Genomic DNA, 21,055 nt, shown 5'->3' with positions numbered 1-21,055 from the left:
CCGATATTCTCGAAAGTCAATGCGCTGTTTGAGGACCTTGCCAAGGGTCCGGCTCAATTACGGATGTGATCTGCATCATGAATGTCGTCGTCGTCGAATCTCCGACCAAGGCCAAGACGATCAACAAGTATCTGGGCGATGGCTATCAGGTACTTTCGAGTTATGGTCATGTCCGGGATCTTCCCGAAAAGGATGGGTCCGTCGTGGTCGACGATGATTTCCGCATGATCTACGAGACCATGGCGGACAAGAAGAAGCGGGTCGACGAGATCGCGAAGGCAGTCAAGGGCGCCGAGCGGCTCTATCTGGCGACCGACCCCGATCGCGAAGGGGAAGCCATTTCATGGCACCTGCTGGCTGCCCTGAAGGACAAGAAGGCGATCAACGGCGTTGATGTCAAACGGGTCGTGTTCCATGAGGTGACCAAGCGGGCCGTGCTTGAAGCCATGGGACATCCGCGTGATCTCGATACTGACCTCATCGACGCCTATCAAGCCCGTCGTGCCCTGGATTACCTCGTCGGTTTCACACTTTCTCCGGTGTTGTGGCGCAAGATGCCGGGTTCGCGATCCGCTGGCCGGGTGCAGTCGGTAGCCCTAAGGTTGATCTGCGAGCGTGAGAGCGAGATCGAGGCATTTGTCAGCGAGGAATACTGGACGATCGAAGCACTGCTCAGGAATGGCGGCGGCCCGTTTGGTGCTCGGCTTGTCACGCTCGACGGCAAAAAACTCGACAAGTTCGGGCTGCCGGATGAAGCTGCGGCAAAAAAGGCCGTAGCGGCCATCGAGGCTGCCAGTCTCATGGTGCGCTCGGTGGAAAAGAAGCAGGTCGCGCGCAATCCGTCGCCACCGTTTTCCACCTCCACCCTGCAGCAGGAAGCCGCGCGCAAGCTCAGCTTTTCGACCGACCGGACGATGAAGACCGCACAGCGGTTGTTCGAAGGCGTGCAGCTCGGTGGAGAGATCGTGGGCCTCATCACCTACATGCGGACCGACAGCGTACAGCTTTCCAATGACGCGTTGCAGGGAACGCGGCGACTGATCGATTCGAAGTTCGGTCAGTCCTATCTTCCTGAAAAGCCACGTATCTTCAAGACCAGGACGAAGAATGCACAGGAAGCGCACGAGGCCATCCGCCCTACGGACCTGTTCCGCGCGCCACAGGAAATCTCCCGTTATCTGGATGACGACCAGAAGAAGTTGTACGATCTGATCTGGAAGCGCACGGTAGCCAGTCAGATGTCGGCAGCCATCATGAATCGTGTGACGGTCGAGATCGATGGTGGCGACGACCGCGTCGGATTGCGCGCTACCGGGCAAACTGTAGCCTTCGATGGCTTTTTGAAATTGTATCAGGAAGGTCGGGACGATCCGACTGATGATGACGATGCCGAGGCCATCCTGCCCGATCTGGCGGAAGGCACCGCGCTTATTCAGGAAAAGGTGACGCCTACCCAGCATTTCACCGAGCCGCCACCGCGTTTTTCGGAAGCGAGCCTGGTCAAGAAGCTCGAAGAGCTCGGCATCGGGCGGCCGTCGACCTATGCGTCGATCATTTCGGTCCTGCAGAACCGGCAGTATGTTCGTCTTGAGCAGCGGCGTTTCGTGCCCGAGGATCGGGGGCGCATGGTCAATGTATTCCTCAGCCATTTCTTCGACCGCTACATCCAGCCAGCCTTCACTGCCGAACTCGAGGACAAGCTCGACGGTGTCGCGGCTGGAGAGACGGACTGGAAGAAAGTGGTCCGGGAGTTCTGGGAGCCGTTTGATCGCGATGTCGGTGAAGTCAAGGAACGTCGTACCTCGGAACTGATCGACGCTCTCAACGAAGCGCTGGCGATCAAGCTGTTCCCGAAGCGGGAAGATGGCTCGAATCCCCGTATCTGCCCGGTATGTGGCGAAGGAGCGCTGAGTCTCAAGCTCGGGCGCTATGGTGCATTCGTCGGGTGCGCGAATTACCCTGAATGTCGCTATACGCGAAAGCTCGGTGAGGGCGAGAAGGACGCCGAACAGCGAGCGGCCAGCGAGCGCATGCTTGGCGTCGACCCGGCAACAGAGGAAGAGGTCTGGCTCAAGGTCGGCCGTTTCGGTCCCTATCTGCAAAGCGGTACGGGCAAGGAGGCCAACCGCTCATCCCTTCCACCCAACCTCACGCCGGACGAGGTCACATTCGAGATTGCCCTCAAGCTTCTGGCGCTGCCGCGCGAGGTGGGGACCCATCCCGAGACCGGCAAGGCGATTACCGCCGGGATCAACCGTTACGGCCCGTTTGTTGCCCATGACGGCAAGTTTGTGCGGTTGCCGGAAGATGAGGACGTACTTGCAATCGGCATGAACCGCGCCATAGCCATAATTGCCGAGGCACCGGCGACGCGCGGGCGAGGTGCTGGTGCGTCGGTGCTCAGGGAATTGGGCGAACATCCAGAGACTGGCAAGCCTGTCCAGATCCTCAAGGGGCGCTTCGGGCCCTACGTGAAGCATGAAAAGGTCAATGCCAGCCTGCGCAAGGGTATGGAAGCGGAAGCGCTGACCATGGATGAGGCGGTCGAGTTGCTCGCTGCCAAGGCTGGAAGTGCCGGCCCAAGGAAAAAGGCTGCCGCCAAGAAGAAGCCTGCAGCAACAACGAAGACGGCGGGAAAGAAGGCGCCGGCGAAGAAGGCTGCCGCCAAGAAGGCACCTGCCGCGAAGGCGTCGGCCGGTAAGACTGCTGCAAGGAAGAAGGTTGCGCCCGAACCGTCGGACGAAGACGCATCTTCCTCGACGGAAGCCTGAGGTGGCCCGTGGCAAGGGACGCGCCACGGTGCCGTCGCCGGCCGAATTGCTGGAACTCCTGCACGATCGGGGCGCTCGGGTTTCGGCCCGCGATCTCGCCCGCGAACTGGGGCTGAGCGGAGATGCCAGGGCGGAACTGAAGCACAGGCTTCGCCAGCTTGAGCGTCCGAATGCCCGCAGGGCGCCATCGATGATCTTTTGCGAGGTCAGCGAAATCGATGAGGACGGTGAGATCTGGGCGGAGAGCGCGACTCTTCCAGGTGCCGCGATCCTCATTCGCTCCGACCGGCCCGGTGCGGCGCCGACTCTGGGCGACCGCCTGTTGGCAAGGCCCGAACGACAGGAAGACGGGCTCATTGTCGGGCATCTCTTCAAGCTGCTGCCGCGGGCCCCGCGCGAGATGGTGGGGCAGTTGGAAAAGACGGCGCACGGTCTTGTGTTGGTGCCTTCCCGCAAGGACCAGAAGCGGGAGCTTCCAGTCGTACCAGGCGAGGTCGAGGCTGACTCCGGTGATATCGTGCGGGTCACGCTGGAGCATGGCCGTCCTCTGGAACCGCCGCGTGCGCGGATCGTCGAGCGGATCGGCCGCGCCGATGAGCCGCGGGCCATTTCCATGGCGCTGGCCATCGAGCTCGAATTGCCGATGGAATTCTCGCCGCAGGCCCTTGATGAAGCGGCGGCGGCCGAACCCGTCGAACTCGAAGGTCGGGATGATCTGCGTGATGTCGATCTTGTCACCATCGATGGTGCGGATGCGCGCGATTTCGACGATGCGGTATGGGCAGCAGCGGATAATGCTGCGGACAATCCGGGTGGTTTTCGTGCCATAGTTGCCATTGCGGATGTGGCACACTATGTCCGCGATGGTTCGGCATTGGATCACGATGCGCGTGAGCGCGGAAATTCGGTCTACTTCCCGGACCGGGTCATTCCCATGCTGCCGGAAGCCCTGTCCAACGAGCTCTGCTCGCTCAAACCCGAGGTGGAGCGGGCCTGTCTGGCCTGTCACATGCGCTTCGATGCGGGCGGACAGCTGTTTGACTGGCATTTTTCTCGAGCGCTGATGCGCTCGCGCGCAAGGCTCACCTACGAGCAGGCGCAGCGCGCTCGCGATGGCGATCCTCAGGCAGCGCCGCTGTCCATCATCGAACCGCTCTACGCACTCTATGACAAGCTCGCGGAGGCTCGGCAGCGACGGGGCACCATTGAACTGGACCTGCCCGAGCGGGTTGTCGACATCACGCCGGAAGGCCGGATTCGTGGCATTACCGCCCGACAACGGTTGCCGAGCCATATGCTGATCGAGGAAATGATGATTGCCGCCAATGTTGCGGCGGCCCGTACGCTGGCCGATCGGCGCGTCCCCTGTCTCTACAGGGTCCATGACAAGCCCGATGCCGTCAAACTCGAAAATCTTGCGCAATACCTGGAGAATCTGGGTATCGGTTGGTCGCGCAACGCGCACAAACCTGCCGATTTCACGCGTCTCTTGAACCGGATCGAGGAACCGGCCTTGCGCGAGCAGGTCTCAAGCCTGGTTTTGCGCTCTCAGGCGCAGGCGATCTACAGTCCTGAAAATATCGGTCATTTCGGTCTCAATCTGCGGCGTTACGCCCATTTCACATCTCCGATCCGTCGATATTCGGATCTCGTTGTCCACCGTCTTCTCATCGAGCATCTCGACCTGTTTGGGCAGGAGTCGGGGAGGCCGTACGAATTCGAGGATCTCAAGGTACTCGGTGAAGATGTGTCGGGCTGCGAGCGCAAGGCGGTTGATGCCGAGCGCAGGGCACAGGCCCGCTATGTGGCACTCTATATGGAGGACCGGGTGGGCGCGCGCTTTGCGGGCCGGGTGGGAAGCGTCCAGCGTTTCGGCCTGTTCGTCACGCTGGACGACACCGGCGCGGAGGGACTGGTGCCGGTCTCGACGCTTGGGGACGACATGTTCGTGCATGACGAACGTCACCATGCGCTTGTCGGCGAGCGCCATGGCGAGATATTCGCCATGGGCGACAAGGTAACGGTGACGTTGAGCGAGGTTGATACCAACAAGGGGATGTTATCCTTTCGCATTGAGGAACATCGCCCGGGGCATGTCGCCGAAATCGCCCGACGCGCGTGGAAGAAAGGTGGCAGTCGATTGGCGCGTCGCGGTCATCATCGCCATCGTGGCAGCAGGCCGGGAGGCAGACACCGGCGCGGCTGAACCTCGCCTGCCTCTGCTTCACGGTATCTGGACGGCCTACGCGCCAGCCTCGCGAAATGCCCTGAGCCAGTCCAGCCCCTCTTCGGTGGAGCTTGTGCGCGGCCTGTATTCGGCACCGATCCAGCCCTCGTAGCCAAGGCTGTCGATGGTGCGCACAATTCGGTCGAGTGCGATCTCGCCTTCGTCGGGCTCCTGCCGCGAAGGTACGGCGGCGATCTGGATGTGACCGATCCACGGCAGGTGCTTTTCGATGCGGCGGATCAGATCACCTTGCATGATCTGCGTATGGTAGCAGTCGAACATGATCTTCACGTTGGGACGACCAAGTTCGTCGATCAGTTCCTTTGCCTTCTCGACGATCGAGATAAAATAGCCCGGCGCATCGCGCTGGTTGATCGGTTCGATAAGGATGCTGGTGCCCGAGGATGCGGCACGGTCGGCAGCGTAGGCGAGGTTTTCGAGAAAGGTTTCGCGCCGGCCGTTTTTTCCGGCCATGACATGGACATTGGCCACACCGGCGGCGGCGGCATAATCGACGGCCTGATCAATGGCTGCACGTGCCTCGGTTTCCCGGCCCGGCAGGGCGGCAAGGCCGAAATCGCCCTTGTCGGTGTTGCCGCGCACGGTATTGAGGCCAAGCATGGGCAGGCCGGTTTCGTCCAGCACGGCCCTGAGATCGTCGGGAGGTGTGAGGAACGGCCAATGGCATTCTACCGCATCGAAATCCGCACGTTTCGCCGCACGGACTGCCTGATCGAGCGGCAGCTCGGTCCAAAGAAACCCAAGATTGGCCGAGTAGCGTGCCATGACCGTTCCCCCTTCATGTCCGATAAATCCCGGTTGGATGCAGAATGCCGCCAATCGGGTCCGAATGCCAGCGGTCACGAAGGGACGAAACGTGATGACCAGCAAACAGAGACCTTTGCAGAAACTGTGCCCGGAATCTGCAAGTGACATCGGACAATAGACAACATATCAACTGTTAATTATATTGTCCACATTAAATAACGTTTAAGTAGATAAGATATTTATCTCTAGGAGAATGTCCAAAAAAGATATTATTCCGCTAACTGGAGATGTTCCCGATAGAGGCGAAAGCGTTTTTTGTAGGTTTCCACCCCGCGTCGAATACCCTCGATCTGGGCTGTGCTGGCCTGCCCCACAATCTTGCCAGGAATGCCCATCACCAGACTGCCCGGCGGTATCTCCTTGCCCTCAGGGATCAGCGCCTTGGCACCGATCAGACAATTTTCACCAACCTTTGCGCCATTGAGCACCATGGCACCCATGCCGATCAGGGTGCCGCTGCCGACGTTGCATCCATGCAACACTGCCATGTGTCCAACCGTCACATTCTCGCCGATCACAAGCGGGAAACCCGGATCGGTGTGCAAGACGCAATTGTCCTGTATGTTGGTGCCATCACCGATGGTTATGGGTTCGTTGTCGCCGCGCAGGGTCGCGCCGAACCAGATGCTCACTTGTGAGCCCAGACGGACATCGCCGGCGACCGCCGCGTTGGGGGCAATCCACCAGTTTTCGTCCTTGCAGGTGGGCACGAGATCGCCCAGGGCATAACGCATGACAATTCCTCCCGTCGCTCATATCAGTGGGCTTCAGGGATGCAGGTTAAGATCACGGGAGACAAGGCATGGAAATCGAGATTGGCGAGGATTTTTCCGAACTGCGCGAGGCGGTCGCACGTCTGTGCGAGCCTTTCGACGACCACTACTGGCAGGATCTCGACAAGCGCGCCGCCTATCCCGAGGAATTCGTTCGCGCCTTGAGCGAAGGAGGCTTTCTCGGTTGCCTGATCCCCGAAGAGCATGGCGGATCGGGCCTGTCGCTGCGGGCGGCCACGGTCATTCTTGAGACCATCCATCGTTCGGGGTGCAACGCCGCCGCGTGCCACGCACAAATGTACATCATGGGAACATTGTTGCGCCATGGCAGTCCCCAACAGAAGGCTGCCTATCTGCCGGGTATCGCTTCCGGCGAGATCCGCCTCCAGGCTTTTGGGGTCACGGAACCGACCTCGGGCACCGATACGAGTTCGCTGAAGACCAGGGCCTTGCGCAAGGGGGACCGATGGATCGTCAATGGCCAGAAGGTCTGGACCAGCCGAGCACTACAGTCCGACCTGATGCTGCTGCTCGCCCGCACAACACCGATCGAGGATGTGAAAAGACGCAGCGATGGCCTGTCGATCTTCCTCGTCGACCTGCGTCAGGTGTTGGGCAAGGGGCTCGATATCCGTCCTATCGATGCCATGATCAATCACAATACCAACGAAATCTTCATGAGCGACATGGAACTGCCCGTTGATGCGCTGGTGGGCGAGGAGGGGCGAGGCTTCCGGTACATTCTCGATGGCATGAACGCGGAACGCATCCTGATCGCGTCCGAATGCATCGGCGATGCCCGCTGGTTCCTCGACCGGGCCACGGCCTATGCCAATGAGCGGCAGATCTTCGGCCGGCCCATCGGCCAGAATCAGGGCATCCAGTTTCCGCTTGCCCGTGCTCATGCTGAAACGGAGGCTGCCGATCTCATGGTGCGCAAGGCTGCCGGCCTGTTCGATGCGGGCGAGGCTCCCGGTGCGGAGGCCAACATGGCCAAGCTGCTCGCCTCAGAGGCATCCTGGCACGCTGGCGAAGCAGCGATGCAGACCCATGGCGGCTTTGCCTTCGCCAGCGAATACGCCATCGAGCGCAAATGGCGTGAGACCCGCCTCTATCAGATAGCTCCAATTTCCACCAATCTGATCCTGGCGTTCATTGCCCATCAGGTGCTTGGCCTACCCAAGAGTTATTGATCCGGATCGGCACGTTCTCGTTCGGGTTGGAGGGTCTATGAGACCTGCTGTTGCCGAAATCTCGCTTGCGGCGCTGACGTATAATCTGGCGCAGGCGCGCAGGCTGGCTGATGGTGCCGAAGTCACGGCCGTGGTCAAGGCCAATGGCTACGGTCATGGTGCCGTACGCATACTGCCCGCCCTTGCGGATGCGCCGAGGCTGGCCGTGGCTGCCATCGAGGAGGCGATAGTCTTGCGTGAGGCCGGTGCAAGGCAGCCCATTGTGTTGCTTGAAGGTGTATTCGAGGAAAGCGAGCTGAATCTGTGCGCGGATCACGATTTCGTGATTGTGGTGCATGAGCCGGGACAGGTCGCCATGCTCGAACGCGCCCGACTGAGGCGGCCATTGGCGGTGGCGCTCAAGCTCGACAGCGGCATGGGACGGCTCGGCTTTCGGCGATCGGACTATGCGGGAGCCTATCAGCGGTTGCGAGCCTGCAATCAGGTGAGTGCCATCGAACTCATGAGTCATCTCGCCTCGGCTGACGACCTTTCCTCAGGCGATACGGAAGAACAGCTTGAAGTATCCGAACGGGCGTTCGCCGGCTTGCCGGGCCGGCGGTCGATAGCCAACTCTGCGGGACTCATCGGCTGGTCGGCCGCGCATGGCGATATCGTCCGGCCGGGAATCATGCTCTATGGTGTCACTCCCATGGATGGGCGTACTGGCATCGGCGACGGTCTGCAGCCTGTCATGACTCTCAGGACAGCACTCATTGCTGTGAAAACCGTTGGACCCGGTGATCGGGTGGGTTACGCCGGTACGTGGGAGGCGGTGTCGTATCACCGCATCGGCATTGCCGCCATAGGTTATGGCGACGGCTATCCCCGTCATGCCGGAACAGGGACGCCCGTACTGGTCGATGGCCGCCGCAGCCGCATTGTCGGGCGGGTGTCGATGGACATGATTGCCATTGACCTCGACGGCTTCGGCGACGAGGTGCGGGTGGGTACGCCCGTGACCTTGTGGGGGGAGGGGTTGCCTGTCGAGGAAGTGGCGGATGCCGCCGGTACAATAGGTTATGAGCTCTTGTGCGGGGTCACCGCTCGGGTTCGCTTTCGCACGCTCGCTTGATACGGACGCCCTTTTGCCCGATATGATGGGCTCCAGTTATCTGCCCGAGGATATCGAGCATGAACGAGCGCAAGACAGTTTTCATTACCGGCGCGTCGCGTGGTATCGGCCATTCGACGGCTCAGCATTTCGTCAGCAAGGGTTGGCGGGCGATTACCTGCTCCCGTGAGGGCGTGCCACCGCAATGCCCGCGCAACGAGCGCCATGCGCATATCACCATCGACCTTTCGCAGACAGGTGCCCTCGATGAGGCCATGCGTGAGCTCGATGCGATTCTCGACGGTGGCGAATTGCATGCTCTGGTCAACAATGCGGGATTTTCGCCCAAGGCAGAAGATGGCTCGCGTCTGGGCTGTCTCGACGGAGATCTTTCCATCTGGCAGAAGACCTTCGCCATCAATTTCATCGCTCCCGTGTTCTTCAGTCGTGCCGCCGCACCGTTATTGGCCAGGACGGGGGGAGCCATCGTCAATATCACCTCGATAGCCGGGAGCAGGGTTCATCCGTTCGCCGGCTCGGCCTACAGCACCTCGAAGGCCGCGTTGACGGCGCTCACGCGCGAACTCGCCGCCGATCTGGCGCATATGGGCATTCGCGTGAATGCCGTGTGTCCGGGGGAAATCAACACCGCGATCCTGTCGCCGGGGACCGAAAAGCTTGTCGAGCGCATCCCGCTCAAGCGGCTGGGATCGCCGGAGGAGGTCGCCGCTGCCATCCTCTACCTGTGCAGTGACGAATCTTCCTATATCACCGGTGCGGAAATCCCGGTCAATGGCGGACAGGACGTCTACTGACCCGCGTTCCGGCGATCAGTACAGGAGCCATGAAAACAAGAGTCCGGCCGTGGCAATCCAGATGACGACGATGACGGCGGCAGCGAGCCGGGCTGTCGGCCCGGTCCCGGTTGGAACAACAGCTGCGCGGTGCTCGGCCATGACTTCCGGTGGAATGAGCCTGATGGCCAGCACGATCCCGAGGGGGACGATCACCAGATCGTCCAGATAGCCCAGGACTGGTATGAAATCGGGGATCAGGTCGATCGGACTCAGGGCATAGGCCGCGGTCGCAGCGGCAAGCCATCGTGCATACCACGGAGTTCGCGGGTCGCGTGCAGCTCGCCAAAGCGCCGTCACGTCGCGCCTGATACCTCTCGACCAGTCCGTGACATGAGATATCTGCATGATTCTCCGGCTTCTGGTTCAACCATGTCGACAGGCATTCTCCTGCCGGAACCATCCGGCGGCAATGGCAAGCCTTGGCATGCGAGGACGTCAAGTCTAATCGTTATGAGAAATGAAGAGGAGGGACGTCGTGGAGGCAGCATTCGATTATGTCATCGTGGGAGCCGGAACGGCCGGCTGTGCGCTGGCGAACCGTCTTTCCGCCGATTCCTCGAAGCGCGTGCTCCTGCTTGAAGCTGGAGGACACGATACCTATCCGTGGATTCATGTGCCGATCGGCTATCTCTACACCCAGAACAATCCGCGGACCGACTGGTGCTTCAGGACCGACAGCGACCCTGGCCTCAATGGGCGGGCGCTGAACTATCCGCGCGGCCGTGTGCTGGGAGGCTGTTCCTCTATCAACGGCATGATCTACATGCGGGGGCAGGCTCGCGACTATGACCGGTGGCGACAGATGGGCAATCCCGGCTGGTCATGGGACGATGTCCTGCCGCTTTTCAGGCATTCGGAGAACTTCTTCGCCGGTGCCGATGAACTGCATGGTGATGACGGAGAGTGGCGGGTCGAGGAGCCGCGCCTGCATTGGGATATCCTCGACACATTCCGCAAGGCGGCGGCCGAGACGGGCATCCCCCCGACGGACGATTTCAATCGCGGCAACAATGACGGCTGTGGATATTTCCACGTCAATCAGAAGCGCGGCGTACGCTGGACGTCGGCCAAAGCCTTCCTGCGTCCGATACGGGGACGATCAAACCTTGTCATCGTCACCCATGCGCAGACCACTCGTCTTCTCCTCGAAGGCAGGCGCTGCGTCGGTGTCGCTTATGAGGAACACGGCATTCCCAAGGAGATTCGCGCAGGCCGGGAGGTAATCCTCTGCTCGGGAGCGATCGGTTCGCCACAATTGCTGCAGGTCTCGGGCATTGGTCCGGGCGCGCTTCTGCAACGGCACGGCATCGCCGTGACGCATGAGCTGGACGGTGTCGGCGAGAATCTTCAAGACCACCTCCAGCTCCGGCTCATCTTCAAGGTCGAGGGAGCGGTGACCCTCAACGAGCTGGCGCAGACATGGTGGCAAAAGGGACTGATGGGGCTCGACTGGCTGTTGTTCAGGCGCGGGCCGCTGACGATGGCGCCATCGCAGCTCGGCGCTTTTGCAAGGTCCGATGACAGCTTCGATACGCCCAACCTGCAATATCACATCCAGCCGCTGTCCTTGGACAAGTTCGGCGATCCGCTGCACGATTTTCCGGCGATTACCGCTTCGGTGTGCAATTTGCGGCCAACCAGCCGCGGCCATGTGCATATCCGCGATGCCGATCCGAAGAGCGCCCCGTCGATCCGACCGAACTATCTTTCGACCGCAGACGACAGGCGGGTGGCGGCCGATGCCATCCGCCTTACCCGGCGGATCATGCAGGCTCCCGCCTTCGAGCGCTTCGGGCCTGACGAACTCAAGCCCGGTGCCGGATTGACCACCGACGAGGAACTGGCGAAGGCGGCCGGCGACATCGGCACCACCATCTTCCATCCGGTGAGTACCTGCAAGATGGGCCCTGTCGGAGACTCGCGTGCCGTGGTCGATCCGCGGTTGCGGGTTCATGGCATGAGCGGCCTGCGGATCGTCGATGCATCGATCATGCCGACCATCACGTCGGGCAATACCAACAGTCCAACCCTGATGATTGCCGAAAAAGCGGCACTGATGGTCGCAGAAGACAATCGTTGATATCTTCCTGGACTATTCTTGCCGGGGTGGGCCGCGTCGTGAATGCCGGCAGGGCGACGAATTCATTTCGTTGTTCATAAACGCCTTCTTCACGATTGCCATGTAGAATATGGTGCGAAGGTGGGAATACCCACTGGCTCGCCGGGAATGAAAGGGCCGGAATGTGGCAGAGGCCTTGAAACGGGCAGATCTGTTTCGGCAGCTGAAACTGTCGCTTATCGCCGTCGTGATCTATGCGATCATCCGGCTTTCGTTTGCCGTCGGCTTTGCCAATCTCGACGTCGTGGCGATCTGGCCCGCGGCAGGCATCGCATTCTGGGCCATCCTCTATTTCGGCTGGCATGCGCTTCCGGCCATCTGGCTGGGCGATCTCGCCTATGGCTATTTCCATCTGGACTTCGGTCTGCACTTCATTCTGATCAGCACCGGTAACACGCTGGCCACGTGGGCTTCCGCCCGCATCTACCAGAAACTGCGACCGGCGGCACTCCAGTTGCGCCACCCCGCGGATGTCGCGGCCTTCGTTCTGGCGGCGACCGGACTCAGCCTGATTGCCATGGTCGTCGGTACGGCCGTGGTAACCTTGCGTTTCAACCTGTCTTTCGACCTCACCCAGCAAATCGCCTGGCGCTGGTTCTTTTCCGATCTGACCGGTGTCATCCTGCTGGCACCGCCGCTGATGGCCATTTCCAACTGGTTCGTGACCCGCTCCCGACCAATCTCGCTCCTGCAGCCGGCATCGATCACCGCTCTTGCCATCTGTGCACTGGTGCTCCTGTCCCTCACGCCATTGCCGGAGGTGCTGGGACATTATCCGGTGATGTTGCTGACCATGCCGCTCATCATCTGGTTGGCCCTGCGCAAGAGCACGGTCCAGTTCACCGTGTTTCTGGTGATCACCATAACCGCGGCCCTCGTCATTACCCTGCATGGCGTGGGCGATGTCACCGAACAGGCTTTCCTCGCGGTTCAGGCCTACAGCGTCATCATTGCCTGTACAGCGCTGGTTCTGCATTCGGTTGAGCGCGGGCGGATCGAGGCGATGCGCGAACTCGATATCGAACGCCGGTCGCTGGAGGATCGTGTGGCCGAGCGAACCGCAGAGCTCGGACTCAGGCTGACGGCTGCCGAAGCCGAGACACTGAAGATGGAACGGCTGGCACTGACCGATGAACTGACAGGCTTGCTCAATCGCCGGGGCTTCCAGGAAAGGGCGCGACAGGAAAGCCAGCGTGCCATTCGCTATGGTTATCCGGTGACTGTGATCATGGTCGATCTCGATCATTTCAAGGATGTCAACGATACCTATGGACATGCCGCTGGCGATCAGGTGCTCAAGACACTGGCCGCCATCATCACGGACCTTCTGCGTGACGGCATCGATCAGGTTGGCCGGATGGGAGGTGAGGAACTGGCGGTCCTGCTGCCGCACACCTCGAGCCGCAGTGCTGTCATTGTCGCCGAACGGCTTCGGGCGCGGGTCGAGGCGGCCGACTGGAAGGTCGCTGCGGCACCCCGGCTGCGGGTGACCGCGAGTTTCGGTGTGGCATCCTGGAATTTTGCTGCCGGCGATCACGAAACGGGCCTCGAACAGGCCGACAAGGCCCTCTACGAAGCCAAGAAATCCGGTCGCAATCGCGTCGTCATCAGCAGATCTCTTGCCAGCACCTCATAATTCCCAATGTCGAGGAGGCTCTGGTGACGCAAGTCCCTCGAACGGGGCATTCCGCCACTTGTCACGCTTCCACCGGGCGAGTGAGCCAACTTCCGTCGGCGATACCGCTGGTTTCGTTTGGCAGGCCCGTTTCAGTCGAGAGCCAGCACGATGAACTTGAGATAGGCCGTTTCGGGAAGGCCCGGGTGAATGGGGTGGTCAGGGGAAGCGCCGGAAGCGAAGATCTGGCGCCCGCCGCGTCCGGCTGCCTTGACGCCGCTGCGGATCTCTTCGGCGAAGGCGGTCATAGAGACGTTATGCGAGCAACAGCCCACTGCAAGGAACCCCGGCTCGCGCACCAGTGTAGCCGACATGCGGGCAAGCTTGCGATAGCCCTTGAGACCGGTGGCAAGATCCTTCTTCGAACGGACGAAGGGTGGCGGGTCGGCAATGACGATGTCGAATCGCCGTTTGGCCTCGATCAGTGCCGCCGCTTCGTGAAATACGTCGTTCTGCGACGTTTCCAGCCGTTCCCCGCTACCTTGCAGGGCCGCGCTCGCGCGCGCCATCGTCAGGGCCTGCTCCGACCGGTCGACCAGCAGGGCCGATGCGGCGCCGCCATCGAGCGCGTTCAGGCCGAAGCCCCCCGAATAGCTGTAGAGATCAAGGACATCCGCGCCGTGGGCCATGCGGCGGATGAATGCCCGGTTCTCACGCTGGTCGAAATACCAGCCGGTTTTCTGTCCATCGGCCAGCGGAACCTCGAATGGCAGGCCGTTTTCCTTGATACGCGTCACCGCTCCGGCCGTGCCTGACATTATTGCCTGCTCCAGCGGCAGACCTTCAAGCTCGCGTATGGGTGCGTCGTTGCGGGCGAGGATGGCGGCGGGAGCAATCAGCCCTTCCAGCACTTCACAGATAAGGCCGGCCTGGGACTGCATGCCGGCGGTGTTGAACTGTGCCACGAGTACGTTGTTGTAACGGTCCACGACCAGTCCCGGTAGGCCGTCGCCCTCGGCATGGACAAGGCGGTAGCAGCGGCGGTCGTAAAAGCGTTCGCGCAGCTTCAGCGCCCGCTCGAAGCGGTGGCGGAAGAAGGCCGCATCGATGGTGGCGTCCTTGTTACGCGTCAGCATGCGTGCGGCGATGAGGGTATGCGGGTTAAAATGGGCCACACCCATGACCTTGCCATTTTCCGACATCGGTCTGACGATCGAGCCGGGTTCGAGTGCCTTGGCTGCCGCATCCATGACGAGTTCGTTGGAATACAGCCAAGGGCTGCCGGCACGAAAACGTTTGTCGCGGCCCGGTTGAATCCGTACCGTGGGATAAGTCATAGCGTGTCCTTCGCAAAGCTGCAGGTTGCATCATCGCCAGCGAGCGGTAGGCTTGCAGCGATGAGCCTGAAAAGGGGGAGTGAGATCGATGATCCGATTGTGCACCTTTTGCCTCGCCACGACGTTCCTTGCAACGACGGCATGGGCCCAGTCGACGGCGCCGGCCCAGCCCGAGAATACGGTGTCCGTCGACCACAAGGAAGCCGTGACCACCAGCCATTACATGGTGGCGGCAGCCAATCCGCACGCGGCCGAGGTGGGGCGTGAGGTGCTGGCAGCCGGCGGCAATGCCGTCGATGCCATGGTCGCCGTGCAGTTCATGCTCAACCTGGTCGAGCCGCAGAGCTCCGGCATCGGCGGCGGAGCGTTCATGGTTTACTGGGACGGTGAAAAGGACGCGCTGACCACCTATGACGGCCGCGAGAAAGCGCCGATGGCTGCCGACGGGACCTACTTTCTCAAGGAAGATGGCCAGCCCATGAACTGGTGGGATGCGGTCATCGGCGGCCGTTCGGTGGGTGTGCCCGGCACGCTCAAACTGCTTGAGAAGGTGCACGCGGCGCATGGAAGCATTCCCTGGGCGGTTCTCCTCCAGCCGGCCATCGACCTTGCCGAGGAGGGATTCGAGATTTCGCCTCGCCTGGCGGCATCCATCGCCGAGGCGCAGGAGCGTTCGCTCGACAAGTTTCCCGCGACCAAGGCATATTTCTTCAACGAGGATGGCACCCCGAAGGCGGCAGGCACCATCCTGAAGAATCCGGAGTTCGCCGCCACCTTGCGGCTGCTGCAGAATGAGGGCAGCGAGCCATTCTACCATGGCCAGATCGCACAGGACATCGCGGCCGCCGTGCAGGCCACGGAAGACAATCCCGGCATCATGACCACCGACGACCTTGCGGCCTACGAGGCCATCGAACGCGAGCCAGTCTGTGCCGGTTATCGTGAATATGACATCTGCGGAATGGGTCCGCCCACCTCGGGCGGTCTTACCGTTGGTCAGATTCTGGGCATTCTCGAACCCTTCAACATGGGGGCCATGGGCTACGGGCCGGTGTCCGTGCACCTCTATCTGGAGGCAGCCAAGCTCGCCTATGCTGATCGTGGGCAGTACATGGCCGATTCCGATTATGTGAAGATGCCCACGCAGGGGTTGCTCGACCATGGTTATCTGATGCAGCGGGCCACCCTCATCGATGTCGACAAGGCGATGCCAAAGGCCGAGCCGGGTACTCCACCTTGGAAGGATGCCTCGTTGTGGTCGCCTGATCTGCAGGTCGAACGCCCTGGCACGTCACATTTCGCCATCGTCGATGCCAAGGGCAATGGCGTATCGATGACCACCACCATCGAGACCGGTTTCGGCAGCCGTATCATGACCCACGGCTTCCTGCTCAATAACGAGCTCACCGACTTCTCGTTCGAGCCCGAGGTTGATGGCAAGCCGGTGGCCAATCGTGTCGAGGGCGGCAAGCGGCCACGCAGCTCGATGTCGCCCACCATCGTGCTCAGGGACGGCAAGCCTGTGCTGCTGGTGGGATCGCCGGGCGGCAGCCGCATCATCAACTACGTCGCTTCGACGCTGGTTGGCGTTCTCGACTGGGGCATGGATATCCAGTCGGCCATTTCCATGGGGCATTTCGTCAACCGTAACGGTCCGACCGAGCTCGAGGCGGGCACGGACGCCGAAATGCTGCAGGATGCTCTTGTTACCCATGGTCATGAGATCAAGATCAGCGATCTCAATTCTGGCCTGCACGGCATCGAGATCCTTGGGGATGGGCTCCTGCGCGGGGGCGCCGATCCGAGGCGCGAGGGGATCGCCGTCGGCGACTGAGCGGCGGTGACTGCGTGTGTCGGGGGAACTCACGGCAATTTCACACCCATGGATCCTGAAGCGTGTCAGCATCATGACCGTGGGGTGAAGAATTACGGCGGGAGAGCCTCCTTGATCCCGCCCCCAGGTTCTGCGGACCATGCCTGCGAGAGGAAGCCTGCCGTGACCTGACCGGGTTTCCCCATTTGCCTTCCACAGCGGTGATTGTCTGAGACCGTAGTGGCCTTGAGGATCCGGCAGGGTAGAATTTCCTGCTCTCGTCGGGTCCTTTTTTTGCGTTGGCTGCATGGCATGCCTTTACATGAACTAGGCATCACGACCGATATTTTCGTGTCGAGGCAAGATGGTCGGGGATGTAGCAGATATCTTGAGTTCCGAGAGCATGCGTCGGGGCAGCACAAGTGTTTTGCGGAAGGCCGACGCGCTGCCGTGATGCGGGGCGAAGCGATCTGGTCCTGTCTGTGTTGCAGACAACCATGAACCCCGATCGGAGAGGCCCTCGGTTCCACGTCGATCCACAATTCGGGAGTCCAAGGTGACAGACTCCCGAAAGGCACGATCTGTATGGAGAAATATAGTCAGAAGTTGAGCGATATGTCGCGATGATGTGACATGCAGGCGGCGACTTCTTTGGCCTGATCTTCCCCCAGACGTGATTGTTGCCGTAACCCGAATGTGTCGCGGATGGCCAGATCATAGCCGTCAAGCGCAGCCCCGACGGATGCCGCCGCCGCGGTTCGCCATTGTGCCTCGGCAGCCTGCGCCTCCAATGACTGGTCGAGCAATCCAAGCGCTTCCTCACGCATTTCAGGACCGCTCTTGAGAGCGCGGCGCGCCTTCGACAGAGGCGAGCGGATCGGTCCGACGTCGTTGAGCGCACCCAAGGTATCCTCGGCCTTGCCGATGGCCTCCTGGGCAGCGGTGATATCGCCGCTTTCGACGATCGGGCGCAACGCCTCGATGTCACCTCGCACGGCAGTGATCTGCTCGGCCTGGGAGAGCAGCAGCCTGACTTCCGCAATACCCGAATAGGCATCATCCACCGCCCTGCGATATTGACCACGAGCACGGTTCTCGGTGCCGACAATCTTCAGGTAGGCCTTGTGCTTGTCAGGCCATTCGGTGGGGATCTGCGATACAATCGCTGCGTGTTCATTCTCCAGTGCGACAATGCGTTCCTTCATTCGCGTCGCTGCTGCGCTCTCGTCGCTGCTGTTGGCCGCGATAAGGGTGCTCTCGCGTTTCAAATCGTCGAGCTCGGTCTCGATCTGGCGAGCCAGCCGCTGGATATCGCTCACATGCTGGTGCATCGGGCGGTATTCGACGGCAAAGGCTTCGGCTTCGGCAACGGCCGTCTCGACATCCTTGACCCTGTCGAATACCGAACGGGCACTTTCGATGCCCTTTTCCACCGATTCACGCGCATCGTCGGACAGGGTCGAAAGGTCAATGCCTGCCATGTCGTCAATGGCCTTGCGCAATCGATCCTCATCCTTGGCGTAGATTGCGAATACCATCTCCTCGATGCAAGGTTGCAGCCTTGGATTGATGGGAGGCGGAGCCGTTTGCGAGGTGAGGGAAACCCGTGTCGGGAGATAGTTGACCAGCGATGGGTAGTAGCCGGCGATGGCAAGTGCCAGGAGTTGCAGGGCAATGAACGGCACGACACCCTTGTAAATATCGGTCGTCAGAACCGAGGGCGGCGCCACGCCGCGAAGGTAGAACAGGGCAAAGCCGAAGGGTGGTGTGAGGAAGGAGGTCTGGATGTTGAGACCGATCATCACGCCAAGCCACACCGCAGTCACGTTGGCGGCCGGGTCGGACAGGAGAATCGGTGTCACGATCGGCACGACCACCACGGCAATCTCAATGAAGTCCAGAAAGAATCCCAAAAAGAAGATAACCGACATGACGATGATGAACTGGCTCCAGAACCCGCCCGGCAGTGTCTCCAGAAAGTGCCGGACCAGATCCTCGCCGCCAAACGCGCGGAACGACGCGGTAAGCATCGCCGCACCAAGCAGGATGATGAAAACCAGCGATGTGGTCTTGGCCGTTTCGAGCATCACCGCTTGGAGGGTGTTGTCGATGCGCATGACCCGGATCCCGCTCCACAGCAGCGAGAGCGCCAATGTGCCGACGGCGCCGGCGGCCAGCATGATGCCGAAAGCGTCGGCCTCGGTCTTGATGTTCTTGATGTTGGTGTCGTGGGTGGAAACGACATAGGTGATGACGACGAGCGAGATTATGGCAATGATCGCAGGCACATATTGCCCACGTTTACCTTCCGTCAGCCTGTACCCCGCCATGATCAGTGCACCGGCCGCACCTATCGCGCCGGCCTGGTTGACCGTGGCAACACCCATGAGGATAGAGCCGAGAACGAGGAAGATCAGTGCCAGCGGCGGAATCAGCGTGATCGCCACCTTGAACCAGAAATCGCCGTCGAAACGTCCTTCCTGGTGAACAGCGGGCGCTACCCTGGGGCGAAGTTGCGCATACACCAGGATATAGATCATGTAGAGCGCCACCAGCACGAGACCGGGAACCAGTGCGCCCAGGAACATTTCTCCGGCACTGGTCGATGCCACATCGAATTCCGATGGCATCGAGAGTTCGCCCGTGCTGACCTTGTAGAGTGCCTTTCGCGCCGTGCTCGCCTGGTCGACGGCACTGGAAAGCTGGTCGGCGAGGATGATGAGCACGATGGAAGGCGGAATGATCTGCCCCAGTGTTCCCGATGCGGCAATCGTGCCGGTGGCCAGACTCTTGGAATAGTTGTTGCGCAACATCGCCGGTAGCGAGATCAGGCCCATGGCCACGACCGTGGCGCCGACGATCCCGGTGGTGGCGGCCAGCAACGCGCCAACGAACACGACCGAAATGCCAAGACCGCCACGGATCGGGCCGAACAGCTGAGCCATTGTCACGAGCAGGTCCTCGGCGATCTTCGATCTTTGCAGCATGATGCCCATGAAGATGAACAGCGGGATCGCGATCAGCGTGTCACGTTCGACCTCCCAGTATACGCCGCGCAGGTTGGTGACGCCGGCACTAAGCCACTCGCCGGGGCCGCCATGGGCGAAATAGGCGTCGATATTGCCTTCGAACAGCCAGCCCGAGGCGGCAGCGGCCAACACGGTGACGATGGCGGAGCCGGGCAAGGCAAATGCCACGGGATAGCCCGAGCCAAGCGCGCTTGCCATCAGCAGGATCAAGAGAACCAGGAAGTATATTTCCATCGGGCATTTCCCTGAGGCGGCCGCGGGGCGGCACGTCGGTTGGGTATCGGGAGAATCAGTGGGCAGAGGATCCGGTGATTTCGCGTGCCCCCGGCTCGCCGCGCCAGTCGGCGACAGCCTCGAACATGTAGCTGACAAACTGGATCATCATCGTGATGGCGAAAATCGCGAGGAAGCCGGCCATCAAATATTTCACATACAATCCGAAGCCCGCCTGCGAGACTTCGAAATTGATCAGCGGACTGATGATGATGGATGCCTTGTTGCCCATGCCGACGATGAGGATCGTCCAGCAGAAGGTAACACCCAGCACGATCGAGCCGATCGCGTTCACCATGCCGCGCGTTGTGCCCTTCATGCCCGCATAGAGCACATCGACCCGGACATGGCCTTCGTCGATCAGGGTGTAGGCGCTGGCGAACAGGAACAGGGCTGCGTACCAGAACCTGACCAGATCGCCCATGAAGGCTTGTTCGTAGGAGAAGATGAAGCGGGCCAGCACGATCAGCAATTCAGCGAGCACCACCAGCAGTGCGAGCCAGGTGAATCCAAGCGTGCGGGTAAATGTGGCGAACACCAGACCCAGGGCGATCAAGGGCAGGTGAACCACCGGGCCACGGTATTGCGCACGGCCGAGCTCGGTCGTCAGCGCCGCGCCGGCATAGTGTTCCAGCATGCCCTCGACCCGCAGGAAGGAAATCGCCGCATCGACAATGCCCACGAACAGAACCGACCAGAAGGCGGCTCGCACGAGCCAGGCATTGAAACGGGTGATCCTCTGCGCATCAATGCGCAGAGGCAGATCGCTGCTCTTGAGCACATAGGAAATCACCAGGGCGGCAGTCACGCCGTACAAGGCGATCTGCAACCATGGGAATGCTCCTCCAGCTCCACGAAGGACTGCAGCCGCACCCGGCCACCCGCGCACGTAGGTAAGGTAGCCGTTGATAAGGAAGGCTGCGAGCGTGCCAAGTATCAACCAGCCGAACAGACGCACGGCCACTGCAGGCCGGCTTCCATCCGAGAGGTGCTGCCGGTCGATCAATTCCGAACTCATGGCATTCATGAAGCTGCCTCCCTGCTTCGATTGGTTCCCGCGTGCCCCGTTTTTCCGGGTACCGCCGGCTCATGCCGGTCTGGCCTTGCGGGTTTTCCCTGATCTTCGC

The 21,055-nt window shown here is 60.8% G+C and carries 14 protein-coding genes; 8 read left to right on the top strand and 6 right to left on the bottom strand.

Going from position 1 to position 21,055, the window contains the following annotated elements:
• Positions 1-77: 77 nt before the first annotated feature.
• Both topA and rnr read left to right on the top strand, forming a co-directional pair.
• Positions 78-2,771 (top strand): type I DNA topoisomerase, encoded by a 2,694-nt coding sequence (gene topA / locus H6851_03795; protein ID MCB9942731.1) that lies wholly within the window; start codon positions 78-80, stop codon positions 2,769-2,771.
• Position 2,772: 1 nt separating this feature from the next.
• Positions 2,773-4,977 carry a ribonuclease R gene (gene rnr, locus H6851_03790; protein ID MCB9942730.1) on the top strand — a complete coding sequence of 735 codons (2,205 nt, stop codon included), beginning with the start codon at positions 2,773-2,775 and terminating at the stop codon, positions 4,975-4,977.
• A 36-nt stretch (positions 4,978-5,013) separates the two neighbouring features.
• Here rnr and H6851_03785 read toward each other — a convergent pair whose 3' ends face one another.
• Together H6851_03785 and H6851_03780 are read right to left on the bottom strand one after the other, a co-directional pair.
• Positions 5,014-5,784: a TIM barrel protein gene (locus H6851_03785; protein MCB9942729.1), complete on the bottom strand. Its 771-nt coding sequence runs from the start codon at positions 5,782-5,784 to the stop codon at positions 5,014-5,016.
• A gap of 251 nt (positions 5,785-6,035) precedes the next feature.
• Positions 6,036-6,560, bottom strand: coding sequence for a gamma carbonic anhydrase family protein (locus tag H6851_03780; protein ID MCB9942728.1), 525 nt, complete (start codon positions 6,558-6,560; stop codon positions 6,036-6,038).
• Between the two features lie 68 nt (positions 6,561-6,628).
• Between H6851_03780 and H6851_03775 the strand changes: the two genes are divergently transcribed.
• Genes H6851_03775 through H6851_03765 form a run of 3 tightly spaced genes read left to right on the top strand, consistent with a single transcriptional unit; the run spans position 6,629 to position 9,700 of the window.
• Entirely contained in the window at positions 6,629-7,792 is a 1,164-nt protein-coding gene (locus tag H6851_03775) for an acyl-CoA/acyl-ACP dehydrogenase (GenBank protein ID MCB9942727.1), read from the top strand.
• Between the two features lie 37 nt (positions 7,793-7,829).
• Entirely contained in the window at positions 7,830-8,906 is a 1,077-nt protein-coding gene (alr, locus tag H6851_03770) for an alanine racemase (GenBank protein ID MCB9942726.1), read from the top strand.
• 59 nt (positions 8,907-8,965) lie between these two features.
• A complete protein-coding gene (locus H6851_03765; protein MCB9942725.1) occupies positions 8,966-9,700 on the top strand; it encodes an SDR family oxidoreductase in 735 nt (244 codons plus the stop codon).
• A gap of 15 nt (positions 9,701-9,715) precedes the next feature.
• Here the strand turns inward: H6851_03765 and H6851_03760 are convergent, their stop codons facing one another.
• Positions 9,716-10,087 carry a DUF1232 domain-containing protein gene (locus H6851_03760; protein MCB9942724.1) on the bottom strand — a complete coding sequence of 124 codons (372 nt, stop codon included), beginning with the start codon at positions 10,085-10,087 and terminating at the stop codon, positions 9,716-9,718.
• Between the two features lie 130 nt (positions 10,088-10,217).
• Between H6851_03760 and H6851_03755 the strand changes: the two genes are divergently transcribed.
• Positions 10,218-11,822: a choline dehydrogenase gene (locus H6851_03755; GenBank protein ID MCB9942723.1), complete on the top strand. Its 1,605-nt coding sequence runs from the start codon at positions 10,218-10,220 to the stop codon at positions 11,820-11,822.
• A gap of 175 nt (positions 11,823-11,997) precedes the next feature.
• Complete coding sequence (locus tag H6851_03750; protein ID MCB9942722.1) at positions 11,998-13,497, top strand: sensor domain-containing diguanylate cyclase; 1,500 nt, start codon at positions 11,998-12,000, stop codon at positions 13,495-13,497.
• Positions 13,498-13,628: 131 nt separating this feature from the next.
• Here the strand turns inward: H6851_03750 and H6851_03745 are convergent, their stop codons facing one another.
• The gene (locus H6851_03745; protein MCB9942721.1) at positions 13,629-14,813 is read right to left on the bottom strand and encodes a class I SAM-dependent rRNA methyltransferase; all 1,185 of its coding nucleotides are present in this window, start codon (positions 14,811-14,813) and stop codon (positions 13,629-13,631) included.
• An 88-nt stretch (positions 14,814-14,901) separates the two neighbouring features.
• On the opposite strand from H6851_03745, the gene ggt reads away from it, so the two are divergent.
• Entirely contained in the window at positions 14,902-16,647 is a 1,746-nt protein-coding gene (gene ggt / locus H6851_03740) for a gamma-glutamyltransferase (protein ID MCB9942720.1), read from the top strand.
• A 578-nt stretch (positions 16,648-17,225) separates the two neighbouring features.
• On the opposite strand, the gene H6851_03735 is transcribed toward ggt, so the two are convergent.
• Together H6851_03735 and H6851_03730 are read right to left on the bottom strand one after the other, a co-directional pair.
• Positions 17,226-19,889, bottom strand: coding sequence for a TRAP transporter large permease subunit (locus H6851_03735; protein MCB9942719.1), 2,664 nt, complete (start codon positions 19,887-19,889; stop codon positions 17,226-17,228).
• 55 nt (positions 19,890-19,944) lie between these two features.
• On the bottom strand, positions 19,945-20,955 hold the full coding sequence (locus H6851_03730) for a TRAP transporter small permease subunit (GenBank protein MCB9942718.1): 1,011 nt from the start codon (positions 20,953-20,955) through the stop codon (positions 19,945-19,947).
• Positions 20,956-21,055: the final 100 nt, after the last annotated feature.

This window comes from Geminicoccaceae bacterium, from assembly GCA_020638465.1.
GTDB lineage: Bacteria > Pseudomonadota > Alphaproteobacteria > Geminicoccales > Geminicoccaceae > JAGREO01.
This window is presented reverse-complemented; position numbering and strand designations above follow the sequence as displayed.

What these genes read in the sequence shown, in the direction of transcription:
- topA (MCB9942731.1), top strand. Translation starts at nt 78, where the DNA reads ATGAATGTCGTCGTCGTCGAATCTCCGACCAAGGCCAAGACGATCAAC.
- H6851_03785 (MCB9942729.1), bottom strand. Translation starts at nt 5,784, where the DNA reads ATGGCACGCTACTCGGCCAATCTTGGGTTTCTTTGGACCGAGCTGCCG.
- H6851_03780 (MCB9942728.1), bottom strand. Translation starts at nt 6,560, where the DNA reads ATGCGTTATGCCCTGGGCGATCTCGTGCCCACCTGCAAGGACGAAAAC.
- H6851_03775 (MCB9942727.1), top strand. Translation starts at nt 6,629, where the DNA reads ATGGAAATCGAGATTGGCGAGGATTTTTCCGAACTGCGCGAGGCGGTC.
- alr (MCB9942726.1), top strand. Translation starts at nt 7,830, where the DNA reads ATGAGACCTGCTGTTGCCGAAATCTCGCTTGCGGCGCTGACGTATAAT.
- H6851_03765 (MCB9942725.1), top strand. Translation starts at nt 8,966, where the DNA reads ATGAACGAGCGCAAGACAGTTTTCATTACCGGCGCGTCGCGTGGTATC.
- H6851_03760 (MCB9942724.1), bottom strand. Translation starts at nt 10,087, where the DNA reads ATGCAGATATCTCATGTCACGGACTGGTCGAGAGGTATCAGGCGCGAC.
- H6851_03745 (MCB9942721.1), bottom strand. Translation starts at nt 14,813, where the DNA reads ATGACTTATCCCACGGTACGGATTCAACCGGGCCGCGACAAACGTTTT.
- ggt (MCB9942720.1), top strand. Translation starts at nt 14,902, where the DNA reads ATGATCCGATTGTGCACCTTTTGCCTCGCCACGACGTTCCTTGCAACG.
- H6851_03735 (MCB9942719.1), bottom strand. Translation starts at nt 19,889, where the DNA reads ATGGAAATATACTTCCTGGTTCTCTTGATCCTGCTGATGGCAAGCGCG.
- H6851_03730 (MCB9942718.1), bottom strand. Translation starts at nt 20,955, where the DNA reads ATGAATGCCATGAGTTCGGAATTGATCGACCGGCAGCACCTCTCGGAT.